This window comes from Helicobacter pylori (assembly GCA_008032935.1).
In the GTDB taxonomy this organism is placed as follows: Bacteria; Campylobacterota; Campylobacteria; order Campylobacterales; family Helicobacteraceae; genus Helicobacter; species Helicobacter pylori_CX.
The window spans coordinates 999,586-1,017,498 of the sequence record CP032039.1; the positions used below are offsets into that span (position 1 = coordinate 999,586).

At 39.9% G+C, this 17,913-nt stretch carries 16 protein-coding genes, 1 tRNA gene and 2 pseudogenes; 7 read left to right on the plus strand and 12 right to left on the minus strand.

Annotation, left to right across the window (positions count from 1 at the left end; translation table 11 throughout):
* Positions 1-5: 5 nt before the first annotated feature.
* The 9 genes and pseudogenes from D2C78_05025 to der all read right to left on the minus strand — a co-directional run bounded on the left by D2C78_05025 (position 6) and on the right by der (position 8,553).
* Positions 6-743, minus strand: coding sequence for a hypothetical protein (locus D2C78_05025; GenBank protein QEF35302.1), 738 nt, complete (start codon positions 741-743; stop codon positions 6-8).
* Positions 743-2,020, minus strand: a complete 1,278-nt coding sequence (gene coaBC, locus D2C78_05030) for a bifunctional phosphopantothenoylcysteine decarboxylase/phosphopantothenate--cysteine ligase CoaBC (GenBank protein QEF35303.1) — start codon at positions 2,018-2,020, stop codon at positions 743-745. The genes D2C78_05025 and coaBC overlap by 1 nt, the downstream gene beginning before the upstream one ends.
* Positions 2,017-3,018 (minus strand): UDP-N-acetylglucosamine 4,6-dehydratase (inverting), encoded by a 1,002-nt coding sequence (pseB, locus tag D2C78_05035; protein ID QEF35304.1) that lies wholly within the window; start codon positions 3,016-3,018, stop codon positions 2,017-2,019. The genes coaBC and pseB overlap by 4 nt, the downstream gene beginning before the upstream one ends.
* 3 nt (positions 3,019-3,021) lie before the next feature.
* Positions 3,022-4,784 (minus strand): annotated as a pseudogene (locus D2C78_05040) (transporter).
* The gene (locus D2C78_05045) at positions 4,781-5,398 is read right to left on the minus strand and encodes a hypothetical protein (protein QEF35305.1); all 618 of its coding nucleotides are present in this window, start codon (positions 5,396-5,398) and stop codon (positions 4,781-4,783) included. Before D2C78_05045 ends, D2C78_05040 begins: the two are co-directional and overlap by 4 nt.
* 19 nt (positions 5,399-5,417) lie before the next feature.
* Positions 5,418-6,023 (minus strand): hypothetical protein, encoded by a 606-nt coding sequence (locus D2C78_05050; protein QEF35306.1) that lies wholly within the window; start codon positions 6,021-6,023, stop codon positions 5,418-5,420.
* Between the two features lie 584 nt (positions 6,024-6,607).
* Positions 6,608-6,684 (minus strand) — tRNA-Arg (locus D2C78_05055).
* A gap of 57 nt (positions 6,685-6,741) precedes the next feature.
* A complete protein-coding gene (locus tag D2C78_05060) occupies positions 6,742-7,026 on the minus strand; it encodes an HU family DNA-binding protein (GenBank protein ID QEF35307.1) in 285 nt (94 codons plus the stop codon).
* Between the two features lie 139 nt (positions 7,027-7,165).
* A pseudogene (der, locus tag D2C78_05065) lies at positions 7,166-8,553 on the minus strand (ribosome biogenesis GTPase Der).
* Positions 8,554-8,629: 76 nt separating this feature from the next.
* On the opposite strand from der, the gene D2C78_05070 reads away from it, so the two are divergent.
* From D2C78_05070 to D2C78_05100, 7 genes are all read left to right on the plus strand, one after another.
* Positions 8,630-9,511, plus strand: coding sequence for a hypothetical protein (locus D2C78_05070; GenBank protein ID QEF35308.1), 882 nt, complete (start codon positions 8,630-8,632; stop codon positions 9,509-9,511).
* A gap of 86 nt (positions 9,512-9,597) precedes the next feature.
* Positions 9,598-10,386 carry a spermidine synthase gene (gene speE, locus D2C78_05075; protein QEF35309.1) on the plus strand — a complete coding sequence of 263 codons (789 nt, stop codon included), beginning with the start codon at positions 9,598-9,600 and terminating at the stop codon, positions 10,384-10,386.
* Position 10,387: 1 nt separating this feature from the next.
* Positions 10,388-10,978: a dephospho-CoA kinase gene (locus D2C78_05080; protein ID QEF35310.1), complete on the plus strand. Its 591-nt coding sequence runs from the start codon at positions 10,388-10,390 to the stop codon at positions 10,976-10,978.
* A gap of 58 nt (positions 10,979-11,036) precedes the next feature.
* Entirely contained in the window at positions 11,037-12,398 is a 1,362-nt protein-coding gene (gene gatA, locus D2C78_05085) for an Asp-tRNA(Asn)/Glu-tRNA(Gln) amidotransferase GatCAB subunit A (GenBank protein QEF35311.1), read from the plus strand.
* A 9-nt stretch (positions 12,399-12,407) separates the two neighbouring features.
* Positions 12,408-13,853 carry an IMP dehydrogenase gene (locus D2C78_05090; GenBank protein ID QEF35312.1) on the plus strand — a complete coding sequence of 482 codons (1,446 nt, stop codon included), beginning with the start codon at positions 12,408-12,410 and terminating at the stop codon, positions 13,851-13,853.
* 121 nt (positions 13,854-13,974) lie between these two features.
* Positions 13,975-14,655, plus strand: a complete 681-nt coding sequence (locus tag D2C78_05095) for an ATP synthase subunit A (GenBank protein ID QEF35313.1) — start codon at positions 13,975-13,977, stop codon at positions 14,653-14,655.
* 323 nt (positions 14,656-14,978) lie between these two features.
* A complete protein-coding gene (locus D2C78_05100; GenBank protein QEF35314.1) occupies positions 14,979-15,227 on the plus strand; it encodes an RNA-binding protein in 249 nt (82 codons plus the stop codon).
* A 218-nt stretch (positions 15,228-15,445) separates the two neighbouring features.
* On the opposite strand, the gene D2C78_05105 is transcribed toward D2C78_05100, so the two are convergent.
* From D2C78_05105 to trxA, 3 genes are all read right to left on the minus strand, one after another.
* A complete protein-coding gene (locus tag D2C78_05105) occupies positions 15,446-16,267 on the minus strand; it encodes a glycosyltransferase family 25 protein (GenBank protein ID QEF35315.1) in 822 nt (273 codons plus the stop codon).
* A 355-nt stretch (positions 16,268-16,622) separates the two neighbouring features.
* Positions 16,623-17,558, minus strand: a complete 936-nt coding sequence (gene trxB / locus D2C78_05110; GenBank protein ID QEF35316.1) for a thioredoxin-disulfide reductase — start codon at positions 17,556-17,558, stop codon at positions 16,623-16,625.
* A 5-nt stretch (positions 17,559-17,563) separates the two neighbouring features.
* Positions 17,564-17,884: a thioredoxin gene (trxA, locus tag D2C78_05115; protein QEF35317.1), complete on the minus strand. Its 321-nt coding sequence runs from the start codon at positions 17,882-17,884 to the stop codon at positions 17,564-17,566.
* Between the last annotated feature and the right edge of the window lie 29 nt (positions 17,885-17,913).

Below are 17,913 nucleotides of genomic sequence, written 5' to 3' on the forward strand. Positions count from 1 at the left end.
AAGTTTTACCCCAGCGTATCCAATAAGCGCTCTTCAAAGGCAAAAAGCATGGGGGTTTTTTCGCACACAATTTCCACAAAAGAAAAGCCTAAAAGGGTGTTTTGAGCCTCTTTTAAAACCTCTTTGGTCCTTTGGAGGGTGGTTTTTAAAAAAAGTTGTTTTTCTTTTTCTTTCAAATAAATAACGCCGCCAATTTCGCCCAAGTTAGGATACAGAGCGTAAAAATCAACGCTTTGTTTTTTGGCTTTTATCTGTAAAAAGGCTTTTTTGCGTTCGTTTTCAATTACAAAGCTTAAAACCTGCGATTGCAAGCTCAAAAGCATGTTGGCTGTATTCAAAAACTCTTGCGGATTTTTAGCATGGACTAATTTTTCGCTCAAAAGTTCTTTGTATTCTTTTAAAGGGGTATTGTCTTTGGTGCTCAATATTTCTTTGATTTGTTTCATTTCAAGGGTGGGCAAATCGTTTAATGCGTCTAAGATTTTTGGGGCAGGCACTAAATTTTTAAGCACAATATCGCCCAGCTGATTTCTTTGCATAGTCGCAAAATAGGGCTGATTGATTTTCAATTCCTGTTCGCTTCTGGTGGGGATAATTTTATTACCCACTTGCAAAAGAAAAAGATCTTTATCTTGTTTTTCTAAAACCTTTAAAAGAATGGGTAAGGCAGCGTTAAAATGGTGTGCGGCGTTTTTGGAATGAAGAGCATTAAGCTGGTTTAGGGCGTTTAGGGCTTCTAGCATTAAAGGGCGTTGTCTTTGATAAAATCAAGGATTTTAAAACTCGCTTCTAATTTATTCATAGAAGGGATTTTTTGGGTTTTTTTATGGCTAAAGAGCCACAATTCATTCTCTAATGATCCAAAAGGGCGTGAATCTTTAATGAGATTCAAAGCGGCCACAGAGCAATCCTTGCCGTTATCTTGAAAAGGTTTTAAAAGATTTTGAGCGTTTTTGATAGCGTTTTGTTGATCGTCTTCGGCTTTAAAGCCGATTTTAACGAATTGATTAGGATTGACAGAAGCCAGTAGATCCTTATTTTGAACGCATTCAATGTTTAGGGTTTCGCCCAGTTCGCTTTTTTTAAGCTTATGGTTGAAAGAAGTTTTAGGCAAATAATCGCTAATGGCGGCTAAATTGAAGAGTAGGGGTTTTAAGGCATGTTTTTGCAAGTTGTTAGCGGCGTTATTCAGGGCGTTTTCATAAGAAGCGGTGTCGCTAACGGAAACGCTTGCGATTTCTTTAGGCAAAGGAGTGGGGAAGCTTGATGCAATCAAAGTAACTTTGGCTCCCTTAAAATATAACGCTAAAGCCAAAGCGCTCGCTTGAATCCCGCTAGAAAGATTGCTAATAATTCTAACGCTGTCAATCTTTTCTATACTTGCGCCGCCCATGATTATGACTTCTCTGTTTTCAAAATAAGCGTCTTTTAGGAGCGTTTGAGCGGCTTTAAAAAGGATTTCTAAAGGCTCAGCCATCGCTCCATCGCCTTTAGTGTCGCATGCTAAAAGACCGTTTTGCGTGTCTAAAATAATGTGGTTGGAATCTTTCAAGCGTTTTAAATTACTTTGAGTGATAGGGGAATTGAGCATGTTAGTGTTCATGCTAGGGGCTAGGATTTTAGGGGAAGCGCAAGCTAAAAAAGTTGCGCTGATGGTATTATCCGCTAAAGCATGAGCGATTTTAGACAGGCTGTTAGCGCTTAAAGGGGCAAAGATGAGTAAATCAGCATTAGCAGCGCATGCGATGTGGTTATGGTGTAAGGCGTTTTGGTGGTTGTAATACCATTTTTCATTACGATCATGCAAGACTTTATGGTGGCTCAAAGCTTCAAAACTTAAGGGCTTGATGAATTTTTTTGCGCTCTCACTCATCACCACTTGGATACTAGCCCCGCTTTTAAACAACAAACGCACTAATTCTAGGGATTTATACGCCGCAATAGAGCCACTCACGAGCAATAAAACACGCTTGTTTTCTAACAATCTTAAGGGGTAAAACAAATCTTCTAAAAAATTCATAATAATTTCAATAAATCATCAGGCTCTAGCCATTGGTTATTAGTATGGCTGCTGTATTCAAAATCAGGGGCGACTTTTTGACCCTTTTCGTGGAGTTTGGTGAGCGTGTAATCTTTAGGCGTTTGGAAGCTTATGGTGGGCTGAATGATAAAAAAGTCTTCAAATTCTAGGGCTAAATGGCTTTCATCTTTAGGGATCATCACTTCATGGAGTTTTTCGCCCGGACGAATCCCTATGATTTTAGTAGGGGTATTGGGGGCTAGGGCTTTGGCGAGATCAGTTATTTTCATGCTAGGGATTTTAGGCACAAAAATTTCCCCCCCATGCATTCTTTTCAAGCTTTTAAGCACAAAAGAAACCCCCTCATCTAAGGTGATCCAAAATCGTGTCATGCGAATATCGGTGATAGGGATTTCACTCGCTTTGTTTTGGACTAATTTCTTAAAAAACGGCACCACGCTCCCACGACTCCCCACCACATTACCATAACGCACCACGCTAAATTGCGTTTGAGAAGAGCCTTTAAAATTATTCGCGCTCACAAAGAGCTTGTCGCTGCACAATTTGGTTGCACCGTAGAGGTTAATGGGGTTAGCGGCTTTATCGGTGCTTAGAGCGATGACCTGGCTCACTTCATTTTTTAAGCATGCGTTAATCACATTGCTCGCTCCCATGATATTGGTTTTAATGCATTCTAGGGGGTTGTATTCAGCGATAGGCACATGCTTGAGCGCGGCTGCATGGATACAAATATCCACGCCCTCTAAAGCGTAATTCAAGCGCTCTAAATCCCTAACATCGCCGATAAAAAAACGCATCCTGGGATCGTTAAATTCCATGGCCATTTCGCTTTGCTTTAATTCATCTCGGCTATAAACGATGATTTTTTTAGCGTTGGTGGTGTCTAAAACTTTACGCGCAAAGCGTTTGCCAAAACTCCCGGTGCCTCCGGTGATTAAAATCGTTTGGTTATCCAACATGTTTTGATGATTTGGCATGTTTTACCAGCGATAGCCTAAGGAAGCGCTAAAGATTCTCAATTGCCCAATACTTGGGGATTGATATAAACTGGAGCGGTTGCTCTTAAAAGTGAAACTCCCCGCTACGCCTAAATCAAAGCCCCTAAAATTGTATTTAGTCCCAAAAGCCACGGTATAGCCATTAGAGTCCGGAATGCCTATCGCGTCTTGGGGGCTTGGGGCTTGATCATAATCAATAGCGCCCATTAGACGAAGGCTTTTACCCATGTAAGTTACCCCTAATCTAAAGGTGTTGGTGTCCCTCCAGCCAGCCCCCATGTTCATCACGCTTTTAAAATTCGCTAGGCCTACCATTTTTTTAAGCGTTTCAGAGTCTAGTGAAGCCACCGTCCCGCTTAAGCCCTTGTAAGTGGCGTTCGCAAAATCAGGGGTTACTAAAAATTTATTCCCTTGACTCCAAAAGGTGCGCTCAAACACCCCTTCAACCCTTAGGCGATCTTTAAAAAATTGGTGGGCGTAGGCTAAGCTTAAAGTTTGGGGGAGTGAAACATTGATATTCAAGCTGCCTTTAGTCAAAACGCTCCCTAAAGAAGGGCCAAGCTCTGTGATAGCCACCAAACCGCCTTTCATGTTAAAGGTAACTGAAGAATTATACACCACAGAAAACATGCCATGATCAAACACACGCAAACTCGAACCCACTCTATACCCCCTGATACGCCTTGCCCGTTAGACTTTTGCACGACTTGAGTCGTGCCATAAAGATTCGCGCTCGCTTTGATTAAACCGCTATAACCCATGATTTTTTTCAAGCCGTTGTAAAACTCTTGACAGCTCTGATCGCTCATGTCCCCACCGGCTTTTTGGCAATTAAGCGCCGGCTGATAGCCAATATTGCCCAATAAAGTCATCATGTTACTTGGCACTTGATCGGCAAAAACATTGTTGGGCAAGTTTAAGATTTGCTCCGCGCTCAAAACCGAAGCGCCTTCTAAGGGCACATAAACGGTGTTATTAAAGCTCCCGGTCGCATAAAGCCCTCTTAAGCCCACGCCCACTGAAAAGCGTTTATTGATAGTGTAGCTCATGCTAGGGGCAAGCTCTACCATCATGATAAACACGTCATGCAAAAATTCCCCCCCCTTACCATTCCATTTCATGCCTAGTCCGCTAGGAGCGGTAAAACTCCCCCCAAAAGTGAAGCCGTTATGCGTGCGCGTTTTATAAAAGAATTTGGGTAAAACAAAATTAGTCGTCCCCGTCCAGCCATTCACGATTTGAGAATCAGGATTTGAAGCGAGGGTTACGACTTTTTGATTGGTTAGATTCATAAGCCCTTGAACCCGATTGATAGCTTGTGATAAGCCATTGGTAGCGGCCGTGTTGCCAAGCGCTTTAAGGATATTGCCAAGCCCTATAGTGTTGATGATGCCTAAAATATTTTGTTGGCTTTTATCAATTTGTAAGCTCGTAACTGAATACAAGCCTTGATTAGTCGTAGGGACTTTAAAGCTAAAGGCCGGGATATTAATCACGGTGGTGGTCATTTCAAATTCGCTTCTGTTTTCACCCCAATCGTTAGTAAAGCCCATATTCGCCGGGTTATAAAAGGAAGCATCAGCCCCCCTAGCCCCAGCGACATACGCCGAGCCTAAAGCCGTGCCATTTAGGCTTTGTTCTTGGATTTTAAAGCCATTGGCATAAGAAAGCAAGGGCAGGCTCAAAGCGATTAAATGGCGTTTTTTGAGCTTTTTAAAATAACAGAATGGGGAAAAGTTTTTCATTGGAGCTCGCTGTCAGCGTTTTCATTATCTTCTAAATCTTGCAAAGAAGGCTCATAGGGTTCAATCCTAATAGCAATTTTTTGCGTCAAATTCTGGAAAGAAATCAGGCCATTTTTTCTTTCATAAAGGATAATTTCCCCGCTTTTTTGAAACCTTTGGATCACGTATTCAGGGGTTAGGTGGCGTTTCCCTAAGCCTTTAAAAATATCCCTCCCTAAAACAATGTCATCAAACAAATCCCCATAGCTCACCTTACCAAACAAATCCCTTGCAGCAATCCATTTAGCCGAACATTTTTGGCTAAAACAAATGTTTCGTTTAGTCATATAAATATCGCCCACTCTTTGGCTGAGCTTATAAAGGGTTACTTCAATATTATGGTCTTTATCGGTTTTAATCGTGCCGTAATCATAAAAGCGAAAAACCGGCGTGTTAATATAAATGAGCCTGAATTGGCGCAAGGCATTCAAAGTCTCTTCTCTTTTTTTATTGGCTTCTTCTTGTCTGATTTGCTCCCTAGTTTTGGGGGTTTGCTTAGAAAAAGGGTACTTGGAGCAAGAGACAAAAAAAAGCGTCATGAAAAATAATAAAAAAGCGTTTTTAAAATACCGCATGGTTATAGAGTAAGAGGGTTTATCCTCTCGCTCCGCTCAAAATACGATACCAAATCCTGCCGTCTAATTTAAGCTCCATGCTCACTTGACACAAGCCGTCTTTATAGATGGTCTCAGTGATTTCAGCGTTACGAATGAGAGCATTCACCCTCGTTTTAATCACGGAATTTTGTAAAACCATGTCTTTGACGGTGTCTTGAGCGTTCACCCTGATGCCATACATTTTTTCACCCAATTGGCGGTAGCCATCAACAATAGCGGCTCGCTTGGCTAAAGCTAGGGCTTGAGAGGGCGAAATGGTGGATTCTGGAGCCACGCCCATGCCCACTGCGTTCAATTCAATGACATTATTAGGCGTGAGAATGGGGGTGTTAGGGATAGCGTTAGTGGGGTTAGAGCTAATGATGGGCTGATCGTTATTCTCAAGGCGAGGGCTTGGGAGAGACTGAATGCTCTTTCTGGGGGTGAAATTGGTTGGGGGATAAATGGGGGCTTGCAAGCCATTAGCTGAAGGGGGGATTAACTGAGCGTTAGTGTTACGCTTTTTAAAAAGACTGCAACCACTTATCAAAAGAGAGGCAACAAGCAATGAATTAATACCAAAAAAGGCAGTGTGCAAACGCATGGGCATTTTCCTTAAAATGAGTTCATCAAGTCTATTATATCATTTTTGAAGGGATTTGTCATGCGGATATTCTTATTAAGCTTATAAGGCTAGTGAGCTTTAAGTTTAAAGTCTAGGGGTTATGATTTATTTTTGGCTTTCCTAAAATTTTTAATAGGGATAACTCAATTTTTTAAAAAAGGGGGATTTTAATGGCTTGATTGTATCGTTTTAAGGTTTTATTCTTATAATAAAACCCATTTTTTAAGTTTGATTTTTAAATTCATTTTCTTAAGGGGGTAGGGGGCATTTTGAAAAATTCTCCCCTACAACCCACAACTAAAACCCCCTAAAAAGCGCTTTTTAAGAGATTATCGCTTGTTTTTTGAAAGATCTTTTTAATTGTAAAAAATGCTTTGAATATTTTTTAAATAAGATGAGAAATAAAATATTTTTTTGAGTGCTTTTTAAGGATAAGATTAAATTTTTAATAATAATTCAAAAAGAGTTTTTAATTTTTTTTAATTTTTTAACTACCAACTTTTTTCACAAATAACACAAACAACGACTATTTTAAATCCTTATGGTAGTAAAAATAGTGCAAATGGTGTCCTTGGCGGGATTCGAACCCACGACCTTACGATTAGGAATCATACGCTCTATCCAGCTGAGCTACAAGGACATAATAAAGCAAGAAACTTACCATCTGTTGGTAAGCCCCTTGCTGAGTGGATCAAATTTACTTGCCTTCTTCAACTTTTTGTTTAAGGATTTTACCGGGTTTGAATTTAGGTACTCGTTTGTCTTCGGTTTTATAAGTTTTATCGCTTCCTGGAACTTTACCCTCTTTGCCTTTTTGCTCTGCGGTTTCAAATTTGCCAAAACCAACCAACTCCACGCTCTCACCCTTGCTTAAAGCTGTTTCTACCGCTAGAGTAAAGGCACTGATCGCTTCTTCGGCTTCTCTTTTGCTGTTGTATTTACCCGCTTCTTTAACCAAATCAATAAATTCCGCTTTGTTCATGTGGATAACCCCTTTTCTAATAGATGCCAAAACCAAGCGTTCAATCGCTTAGCCTGACTGATTGAGCGGTAATTATAATCAAATCCTAAAGATAAATCAAGCAAAAACGCTTTTTTAAGGGGGTTTAATGCATAAAAAATTAGTTTTGCTGGACGCTCTTTTTATCTTTAGCGTTAAGGATTAAAGGCGTGCCTAAAAAATTAAATTCTTTCCTTAAGGTGTTGATCAAATAGCGTTTGTAACTGAAATGCAAGGCTTTAGGGCGATTCATTATAAGAGAGATTTGAGGGGTTTGGTGGCAAATTGCGTGGCGTAATACACTTTCACTAATTTCCCGCCATCGCTTGGCAAGGGGTGTTTTTGGGTGGCTTGAGAAATCACGCTATTGAGCAAGCTCGTGGGAATGCGTTTGGAAAAACACTCATAGACTTCTATGATTTTATGCTTGATTTCATCTATATGGCACGCTTTTAAGCAGCTGGTTGTGATCACGGGGGCGTATTCTAAAAAACGGAATTTCCTTTTTAAAGTTGCCATGATTTCTTCATAAGGGGCGTAGCGGATGTCCCATTTGTTTAAAATGAGAATGATGCCTAAAGAGTGTTTATCCGCTAAAGAGCTAATTTTTTCGTCTAATTCCACAAAAGGAGCGCTCACGTCTAAAACTAAAAGCGCGATGTGGGATTTTTCTAAGGCTTTTTGCGTGCGTTCTAGGGCGTATTTTTCAATGCCTAAAATCTTACCCCTATGCCTGATGCCAGCGGTATCCACAAAGCAGATTTTTTGATCGCCTATGAGAATGGTTTCATCTATGGGATCAATGGTCGTGCCAGCCACGCTAGAGACAAGACTCCTTTCTTTTTTCGTGAGCACGTTTAAAAGCGAGCTTTTGCCCACATTCACTCTCCCAATGATGCCTACTTGAATGATTTCTTCTTCTTTATTTTCTTCTAAAGCGTTATTAGGGGTTTCTAAGCTTTCTAAAATATCCGCATCCAAATCTTGCTCTATGATTTGATTTAAATTCAGCGTACTCAATACCGCATCAATTAATGCACTAATGCCCCTATTGTGCGAAACGGAGATATTAAAACTCTTTGGCATGCCAAAAGAAGAAAACGCATAAGCTCGCTCTTTTTCTTTGTCGTTATCAATCTTATTGATCACTAAAAAGCAGTTAGGGTTGATCTTAAAAACCTCTCTAAAAAGCTTGATGTCTTCATCGCTAGGGATAGACTTGCCATCCACAACGTATAAAATCAAATCGCTCATTTGAGCGGCTTTTAAATTAAGGGCTTTGATTTCTTTAGACAAAAGAGCGTCTTTAGCCATGCCCCCTGTGTCTAGCAATTCCACTTCATGGCCATTTAGTGCGATTTTTCGTTTGTTAATGTCTCGTGTAGTGCCTGCAAAATCTGAAGTGATAGCGATCCTTTCTCTAGCCAAGCGGTTAAATAGTGAGCTTTTCCCCACATTAGGCTGGCCTAAAATCGCAATGGTTTTTAAAGTTTTATGGCTTGTATTCATCTTTTTTATCGCTTCAATTTAATCAAAATTAGATTACAATATTATAGTTATTTAAAGCTTAAATAAGGGTCTGGCATTGTTTTTAGTCAAAAAAATAGGCGTGGTAATAATGATTTTAATATGCTTTTTAGCTTGCTCGCAAGAGAGGTTTATCAAATTGCAAAAAAAAACCCAAGAGCAAGAAAATGACGGCTCTAAACGCCCCAGCTATGTGGATTCGGATTATGAAGTCTTTAGCGAAACGATTTTTTTACAAAACATGGTGTATCAGCCTACAGAAGAAAAAGATTCTTTCGCCCAACTGACTAAAGATGAAAACGATTCTTTTAACCCCGAAACTTCTGTGATTTTATTGAATGAGCCAAGCGATAACGATACAAAAAACCCGCCCTTATACCCAAATGAGTCTCACAACAACACTAATAATGCCAATAATGATATAAAAAACCCGTTCCTTTACAAACCGAAAAGAAAAACAAAAAATCCAAAACTCATTGAATATTCCCAACAAGATTTCTACCCCTTAAAGAATGGGGATATTGTGATGAGTAAAGAAGGGGATCAATGGTTGGTAGAAATCAAATCCAAAGCCTTGAAGCGTTTTTTAAAAGATCAAAACGATAAAGATCGCCAGATCCAAACTTTCACTTTTAATGACACTAAAACGCAAATCGCGCAATTTAAGGGCAAGATTTCTTCGTATGTTTATACCACCAATGACAGCGATTTGAGTTTGAGGCCTTTTTATGAATCCTTTTTGTTAGAAAAAAAGAGCGATGATCTTTATATGGTAGATAAGGCTTTAGACGCCATTGAGATTTCAAAGTGTCAAATGGTGTTAAAAAAGCATTCAACCGATAAACTAGACAGCCAGCATAAAGCCATCAGTATTGATTTGGATTTTAAAAAAGAGCGCTTTAAGAGCGATACGGAACTTTTTTTAGAATGCCAAAGTTAGGGCGTTTATTACGACAATTTAGATTTTTTTGGGTAGCATGTTAGCGTTTCAAAGGCATGGATATTATTAAAAAGTAAGGAATGTTTATGTGGATCACCCAAGAAATCACGCCGTATTTGCGTAAAGAATACACCATAGAAGCGAAATTATTAGATGTTAGAAGCGAGCATAATATCTTAGAGATTTTTAAATCTAAGGATTTTGGTGAAATTGCGATGCTCAACCGCCAGTTGTTGTTCAAGAATTTTTTGCACATTGAAAGCGAGTTGCTCGCTCATATGGGAGGTTGCACCAAGAAAGAGCTTAAAGAAGTTTTGATTGTGGATGGGTTTGATTTGGAATTAGCCCACCAGCTTTTTAAATACGACACGCGTATAGATTTTGTGCAAGCGGATGAAAAGATTTTAGACAGCTTCATTAGTTTTTTCCCCCATTTCCATGAAGTGAAAAACAACAAGAATTTCACGCACGCTAAACAACTTTTAGATTTAGACATTAAAAAATACGATTTGATCCTTTGCTTGCAAGAGCCAGATATTCATAAAATAGATGGTTTAAAAAGAATGCTTAAAGAAGATGGGGTGTTTATTTCGGTAGCCAAACACCCGTTATTAGAGCATGTGAGCATGCAAAACGCCCTTAAAAACATGGGCGGAGTTTTTTCTGTTGCCATGCCTTTTGTAGCGCCTTTAAGGATTTTGAGCAATAAGGGTTATATTTACGCTTCTTTTAAAAACCACCCCTTAAAAGATTTAATGGTGCCAAAAATAGAAGCGCTAACAAGCGTGAGATACTATAACGAAGACATCCATAGGGCCGCATTCGCTTTGCCTAAAAATTTACAAGAAGTCTTTAAAGACAATATCAAATCTTAAAATGATCTTAAAAAACGCTATCGCTCTCACAGGGGGGATAGGTACCGGTAAAAGCACCACCCTTAAAATATTGGAATCGCAAGGTTATGAGATCCTAGATGCGGATAAGATCGCTCATCAATTATTACAAGGGCATCGGCTAGAAATCGCCCAACATTTTGGATCAGATATTTTAGAAAAAGATATTTTAAACAGAAAAAAACTTGGCGCGATCGTGTTTCAAAATCCTAATGAGTTAAAATGGCTAGAAGATTTTTTGCACCCCTTAATCCGTGAACGCATGCTTAAAAAAGCCTGTGAATTAGAAAAGGATCATCAAGCGTATTTTTTAGACATCCCTTTGTTTTTTGAAGTTGGGGGTAAAAAATGCTATCCTGTGAGTAAAGTGGTTTTAGTCTATGCGTCTAGGGCCTTACAAATTGAGCGCCTTTTAGAGCGAGACACACTCAAAGAGGCTGAAATCTTGCAACGCTTAGCTTGTCAAATGGATATAGAGCAAAAACGCGCCATGAGCGATTATGTTATAGACAACAGCTCCAGTTTAAAAGATTTAAATAAGCGAGTTGAACGCTTTTTAAAAACGCTCTTATAAGCTCGTTTTATATGTAAGCATGTTAAACTACTATTAAATTTTTTGTAAGGCTAAAAACATGATCACTTTAAAACAAGCCCTTTCTTTATCCCAAGATGAATTAGAAACCCTTAAAAACGAAATTGACGCTAAGGTTAGAGCTTCAGATTTGAACGCTTACATTAAAGCCCCTAGCCTTAATGGCGCTAGCGCTAAAGGGGTGCCGATTCTTATTAAAGACAATATCAGCGTGAAGGGGTGGGAAATCACTTGCTCCAGTAAGATTTTAGAAGGCTATGTCGCTTCTTATCATGCGAGCGTGATGGAAAACTTGCACCAAAACAGCATGGCAGGGTTTGGGCTTTCTAACATGGACGAGTTTGCGATGGGAAGCACCACAGAGTCTAGTTGCTATGGGATCACTAAAAACCCACGAGATAAGAACAGAGTGCCTGGAGGGAGCAGTGGAGGGAGCGCAGCAGCGGTAGCTGGTGGCTTGGCGGTAGCGGCTTTAGGGAGCGATACGGGTGGGTCTATCAGACAGCCGGCGAGTTATTGTGGGTGCGTGGGGTTAAAGCCCACTTATGGGAGGGTGAGCCGTTATGGTTTGATCGCGTATTGCTCTAGTTTTGATCAAATCGGGCCTATCACGCAAAATGTAGAAGACGCTTCTATTTTATTTGACGCAATTAGTGGGTATGATAGCAAGGATTCCACGAGCGCGAATCTCAAACCCACGCAAACCTTTAAAAACCTTAACAGAGACAAACGCTTTAAAATCGCTATCTTAAGGGATCACATTAAAGACGCGAGCAATGAAGTGCAACTCGCTTATGAAAACACCCTTAAAGCCTTGAAAGAAATGGGGCATGAGATTGTGGAAAAAAAGATGTTGGATTCGCATTATCAAATCTCTATTTATTATATTATCAGCATGGCTGAAGCGAGTTCGAATCTGGCCAGATTCGATGGGGTGCGTTATGGGAGGAGGGCTCAAAACATTAAAGATTTGAAAGAATTGTATCTCAAAAGCCGCAGTGAAGGTTTTGGCGATGAGGTGAAACGGCGCATCATGTTAGGGAATTTTGTCTTAAGCAGTGGGTATTATGACGCTTATTATTTGAAAGCCCAGCAAATGCGTTTGATAATCAAAGAGCAATACAACAAGATTTTTGAAGAAGTGGATTTGATTTTCACCCCTGTAGCTCCTACGAGCGCTCATTTGTTCAATTACCATGCAAGCCCTTTAGAAATGTATTTGAGCGATATTTACACGATTGGGGCGAATTTGAGCGGTTTGCCGGCCCTTTCTTTACCGGTCGCCAAAGATCCTTTAGGCTTGCCCATAGGGATGCAATTCATTGCTAAGGCTTTTGATGAGCAAAGCCTTTTAGATGTTTCTTACGCTTTAGAGCAAGAATTAGATTTAAAGTTAGATTAAGGATAGAAAATGAGAATTTTACAAAGGGCTTTGACTTTTGAAGACGTGTTGATGGTGCCTAGAAAGTCCAGCGTTTTACCTAAAGATGTGAGCTTAAAGTCTCGCCTAACTAAAAACATTCGTTTGAATATCCCCTTTATTAGCGCGGCTATGGATACGGTTACAGAGCATAAAACCGCTATTGCTATGGCGCGCCTTGGGGGTATTGGCATCGTGCATAAAAACATGGATATTCAAACGCAAGTCAAAGAAATCACTAAGGTTAAAAAAAGCGAGAGTGGGGTGATTAATGATCCTATTTTTATCCATGCGCACAGGACGCTAGCGGACGCTAAAGTCATAACGGACAATTATAAGATTTCAGGCGTGCCTGTGGTAGATGATAAGGGGTTGTTGATTGGGATTTTAACCAACAGAGACGTGCGTTTTGAAACCGATTTGAGTAAAAAAGTGGGCGATGTGATGACTAAAATGCCTTTAGTTACCGCTCATGTGGGCATTAGTTTGGATGAAGCGAGCGATTTGATGCACAAGCATAAGATTGAAAAATTGCCCATTGTGGATAAAGATAATGTTTTAAAAGGCTTGATCACGATCAAGGACATTCAAAAACGCATTGAATACCCTGAGGCCAATAAAGATGATTTTGGGAGGTTGAGAGTGGGGGCGGCTATTGGAGTGGGGCAGTTGGATAGGGCTGAAATGTTAGTTAAAGCGGGGGTGGATGCGTTGGTGCTAGACAGCGCACATGGGCATTCAGCGAATATTTTACACACTTTAGAAGAGATTAAAAAAAGCTTGGTAGTGGATGTGATTGTGGGGAATGTGGTAACTAAAGAAGCCACAAGCGATTTAATTAGCGCGGGAGCGGACGCTATTAAAGTGGGTATTGGGCCAGGAAGCATTTGCACCACTAGGATTGTGGCCGGGGTGGGAATGCCTCAAGTGAGCGCGATTGATAATTGCGTAGAAGTGGCGTCTAAATTTGATATTCCTGTGATTGCAGATGGAGGGATTCGCTATTCAGGCGATGTGGCTAAGGCTTTGGCTTTGGGGGCATCAAGCGTGATGATAGGCTCTTTACTCGCTGGCACAGAAGAATCTCCAGGGGATTTTATGATTTACCAAGGGAGGCAATATAAAAGCTATAGGGGCATGGGCAGCATTGGGGCTATGACAAAAGGGAGCTCTGATAGGTATTTTCAAGAGGGCGTGGCGAGTGAAAAGTTAGTCCCAGAAGGCATTGAGGGGCGTGTGCCTTATCGTGGTAAGGTTTCGGATATGATTTTCCAATTAGTAGGGGGCGTGCGCTCTTCTATGGGGTATCAGGGGGCGAAAAATATTTTGGAATTGTATCAAAACGCTGAATTTGTAGAAATCACTAGCGCAGGATTAAAAGAAAGCCATGTGCATGGCGTGGATATCACTAAAGAAGCCCCTAATTATTATGGGTGAATTTTAAAAGAAAACAAGACAAATCGTTAGAAAACTCGTTAAAAAGCTTGATTTAATGAGTTTTTAAAACTTAATTGCTACAATTAAGGAAATTTTCAATAAGGCTTAGAGAAACTTTTTCATGGAACACAGAGTATTTACTATTGCTAATTTTTTTAGCTCCAATCATGATTTTATCACCGGGTTTTTTGTTGTTTTGACAGCGGTTTTGATGTTTTTAATCTCGCTTGGCGCGTCGCGCAAAATGCAAATGGTGCCTATGGGTTTGCAGAATGTGTATGAGAGCATCATTAGCGCGATTTTGAGCGTGGCTAAGGATATTATAGGCGAAGAATTAGCCCGCAAATACTTCCCCCTAGCTGGCACGATCGCTTTGTATGTCTTTTTTTCTAACATGATAGGCATTATTCCTGGCTTTGAATCCCCTACGGCTAGCTGGAGCTTTACGCTGGTTTTAGCGCTGATTGTGTTTTTTTATTACCATTTTGAAGGCATCAGAGTGCAGGGCTTTTTTAAGTATTTCGCTCATTTTGCAGGCCCTGTGAAGTGGCTCGCCCCTTTCATGTTCCCTATTGAGATCATCTCGCATTTTTCTAGGATCGTGTCTTTATCGTTTCGTTTGTTTGGGAATATCAAGGGCGATGACATGTTCTTGCTCATCATGCTTTTGTTAGTGCCTTGGGCGGTTCCTGTAGCGCCCTTTATGGTCTTGTTTTTTATGGGGATTTTACAAGCTTTTGTTTTTATGATCCTCACTTATGTGTATTTGGCAGGGGCTGTTTTAACCGATGAAGGGCATTAAACAAAGCGTCCTTGTTTGGCTTTGATATGGTGTTTTAAACTTTGCTTCATGGTAAAGCTTTTAAAAGGATAGGGGGGGTGGTTTTGAAACCATATTCCCCTTATCCCTTAATAACGCTTTTTAAAATTACCGCTTGCTTGTGTAAGTTCTATTTTATTATCAATACCCAATTTTAATAGCTTTTATAATTTTTTAAGCAATCATTAGATAAAATCTACCATACTTCTGTTTTGGATGTGTTTGGGTTTTAGAAGTGTTACTTTTTTATAACTTTTTCATATTCTTATGGGTATGTTGTCATTTTTTTACCGGAGAATTTTATCTTGAAAAACATTTATGTAGGGAATTTGGTTTATAGCGCTACCAGTGAGCAAGTCAAGGAGCTTTTCAGTCAATTTGGCAAAGTGTTTAATGTCAAACTGATCTATGACAGAGAAACGAAGAAACCTAAAGGTTTTGGCTTTGTAGAAATGCAAGAAGAGGGCGTTAGGGAAGCGATTGCTAAATTAGACAATACGGATTTTATGGGCAGAACGATTAGGGTAACCGAAGCCAATCCTAAAAAGTCTTAATCTTAAAGCATTAGAAAATTAGAAAATAGTTTTCTAATGTGCTCCATTCTCTTAATGCGTCTTATCTAGATCGCACATAGAAGCTAAAAGAGGCTATAAACTCTTTTGAAATCCATTTAAAAATTCAATCCATTCTAAAAAGCGGTTAAAAACTGGTTTTGTTCCAATCAAATAAGGACAACTTTAAAACGCTCGTTGGTATTTTTTACAATTTTTATTTATACAAACTGCCACCATTTCAAAAATTTAAAATGGAGTTCTCTCATTAGAGCGATTTTAGGGCTATAGGGTTCTTCTTTTCGCACTATCGTAGAGATTTGCTCATCATCAGCGATCACAAAAGGTTGTAACACCAGATTTTTCACGCCATGGATAAAAGTAGCGTCCATTATCGTATCCACAGGAACAACCCATTTTCGGCTGTGTTTCAAAAAAACTTTGGCAATCTTTGGCGTGATCACATAGCCTTGCGTCCCCACCCCATGGCTATAAGCCTTAATGATTCCCACACGCTCTTGTATCTCGTGGTTTTTATGGCTCAATGGCTCACTTTTTACACTGGCATCATACAACAAATGCAAGCGGATATAGCCTAACTCTTGGATGTGTTTTTCTAAAAAATCCAAGCCCTCTTTAAAATCCTCTTTCAAGGTTATATCGTCTTCTAAAATACAAATAGGCTCACCTAACTCTATGCATTTTTGCCACAAGGAATAATGGCTCGCATAGCACCCAAGTTCCCCCAAGCTCATAAACTTCGCATGGTATTTTAAAGCGTAATAAAACTTAGAAACCTCACTGATAGGATTGGTTGTAATCCCCCCCATGCCTTTGATGTTTTGCGTGATGAAATAAGGGTGTAAATGCTTTTTCACTAAGGGGTGCAACCCGCCTTCAAAAGTTTTAGAATAAATCGCATCAAAAATTTGTGCTTGGTGGTGGGTGGCATCGATGCTATTGAGTAAAGTCGTGGTGTCTCTAAAAACCAAACCAAATGTATCGCACACTTTTTGATTTAAAGAAATGATAAAAACACGCAAAGCTTAAACTCCCATAATTTTTAATAGAGTATATCGTTTTTAGGCTCTGTTTTACAATAAAACTCTTAAGAGAATAGGGGGTATTAAAATAATTCTCCCCCTACAGCCCCCAACTAAATCCCCACAACCCCCTAAGGAGCGCTTTTTTGATCAAACAAGTTCTTTTATTATATTGATTGTAAAAAATGTTTTGAGCGTTTTTAAATTTTGTGATCAATATTTAATCAAAACAAAGCAAGAGAACGAAATCGCATTGCAATTAAACAAAAAACTAAAATACATTACAAGCTTTGAAAATCCAATGAATGTTTGAAGTGAGAACTTATAACCCTAAATCTAGGGTTATAAGCTTGATTTAATGGTGTTCTAAATAAGAAATCACGCTTAAGGCTGCCGTAGCGCCATCGCTTGCAGCACAAACCACTTGCTTAGGGGCAAAAATGCGAATATCTCCTGCCGCAAACAAGCCCTGAACATTCGTCTTCATGGAAAAATCCACGACAACAGATCCGTATTCATCGCATTTGCATAGCATGGAGTTATCTTCTTGTTTCAACACGGCGTTATTCACATCATAACCCACAAAAATAAAAAATCCCGGCACAACCAATTCTCTTGTTTCGTTAGTGGCTGTGTTTTTAATGCTTAAAGAAGACACGCCAGAAGCATCGCCCTTGATTTCTTCTACCACATAAGGGGTTAAAAACTCAATCTTATCATTGTTTTTAGCATGCTCTAAAGTGATAGGTGCACACCTAAAACCATCTCTTCTGTGGATGAGATAGACTTTTTTGCAGATGTTGGCTAGATAAATCGCCTCTTCTACGGCGGTATCGCCCCCACCAAGCACCGCTACTTCCTTATTTTTGTAAAAGAAGCCATCGCATGTCGCACAAGTGCTCACGCCTTTACCCCAATATTCTGACTCGCCCTTGATGCCTGTGCGTTTAGGGCTACCACCGGTAGCGATGATCACGCTCTTAGCTTCAAAAGTCTTGCCGTCTTCTGCCAAAATAACAAAATGAGAGCCTTTTTTAGAAACCCTTTGAATAGCGGTCATTTCATGCTTTAAGCCAAAGCGGAAGCACTGCTCCTGCCATGGTTGCATGAAATCCAACCCGCTCACCACTTCCTTAACGCCCGGATAGTTTTCAATCTCACTACTGCCAGTGATTTGCCCCCCAGGCATTCCTTTCTCAAATAAAACGGCGTTTTTAACACCGCCTCTAGTGGCATAAAGCCCCGCACTCAAACCCGCAGGACCACCTCCAATAATCGCGCAATCTATCATGGCTACTAGCCTAGAAGTTTGTTCAATTGCTCTTTTAAAGCAACTTTAGTTTGCACGCCCACCAACTGATGAACGACTTCGCCATCTTTTGTGAATAAAAGCGTAGGAATGCTTCTAATCCCAAATTTCGCGCTCAATTCTTCTTGCTCATCGGTATTGACTTTACAAATCTTAGCCTTACCTTGATATTCGCTAGCTAATTCATCAATCACAGGGGATAGCATCTTGCAAGGACCACACCATGGCGCCCAAAAATCCACTAACGCAACCCCTTTTTTAATGGTGCTTTCAAAATTTTCTTCAGTTAATTCAATATAGTGACTCATTGGTTACTCCTAAATATTCTATGATTTTG

What these genes read in the sequence shown, in the direction of transcription:
- D2C78_05080 (QEF35310.1), top strand. Translation starts at nt 10,388, where the DNA reads ATGATCTTAAAAAACGCTATCGCTCTCACAGGGGGGATAGGTACCGGT.
- D2C78_05090 (QEF35312.1), top strand. Translation starts at nt 12,408, where the DNA reads ATGAGAATTTTACAAAGGGCTTTGACTTTTGAAGACGTGTTGATGGTG.
- pseB (QEF35304.1), bottom strand. Translation starts at nt 3,018, where the DNA reads ATGCCAAATCATCAAAACATGTTGGATAACCAAACGATTTTAATCACC.
- D2C78_05095 (QEF35313.1), top strand. Translation starts at nt 13,975, where the DNA reads ATGGAACACAGAGTATTTACTATTGCTAATTTTTTTAGCTCCAATCAT.
- coaBC (QEF35303.1), bottom strand. Translation starts at nt 2,020, where the DNA reads ATGAATTTTTTAGAAGATTTGTTTTACCCCTTAAGATTGTTAGAAAAC.
- D2C78_05025 (QEF35302.1), bottom strand. Translation starts at nt 743, where the DNA reads ATGCTAGAAGCCCTAAACGCCCTAAACCAGCTTAATGCTCTTCATTCC.
- gatA (QEF35311.1), top strand. Translation starts at nt 11,037, where the DNA reads ATGATCACTTTAAAACAAGCCCTTTCTTTATCCCAAGATGAATTAGAA.
- D2C78_05060 (QEF35307.1), bottom strand. Translation starts at nt 7,026, where the DNA reads ATGAACAAAGCGGAATTTATTGATTTGGTTAAAGAAGCGGGTAAATAC.
- trxA (QEF35317.1), bottom strand. Translation starts at nt 17,884, where the DNA reads ATGAGTCACTATATTGAATTAACTGAAGAAAATTTTGAAAGCACCATT.
- trxB (QEF35316.1), bottom strand. Translation starts at nt 17,558, where the DNA reads ATGATAGATTGCGCGATTATTGGAGGTGGTCCTGCGGGTTTGAGTGCG.
- D2C78_05050 (QEF35306.1), bottom strand. Translation starts at nt 6,023, where the DNA reads ATGCGTTTGCACACTGCCTTTTTTGGTATTAATTCATTGCTTGTTGCC.
- D2C78_05045 (QEF35305.1), bottom strand. Translation starts at nt 5,398, where the DNA reads ATGCGGTATTTTAAAAACGCTTTTTTATTATTTTTCATGACGCTTTTT.
- speE (QEF35309.1), top strand. Translation starts at nt 9,598, where the DNA reads ATGTGGATCACCCAAGAAATCACGCCGTATTTGCGTAAAGAATACACC.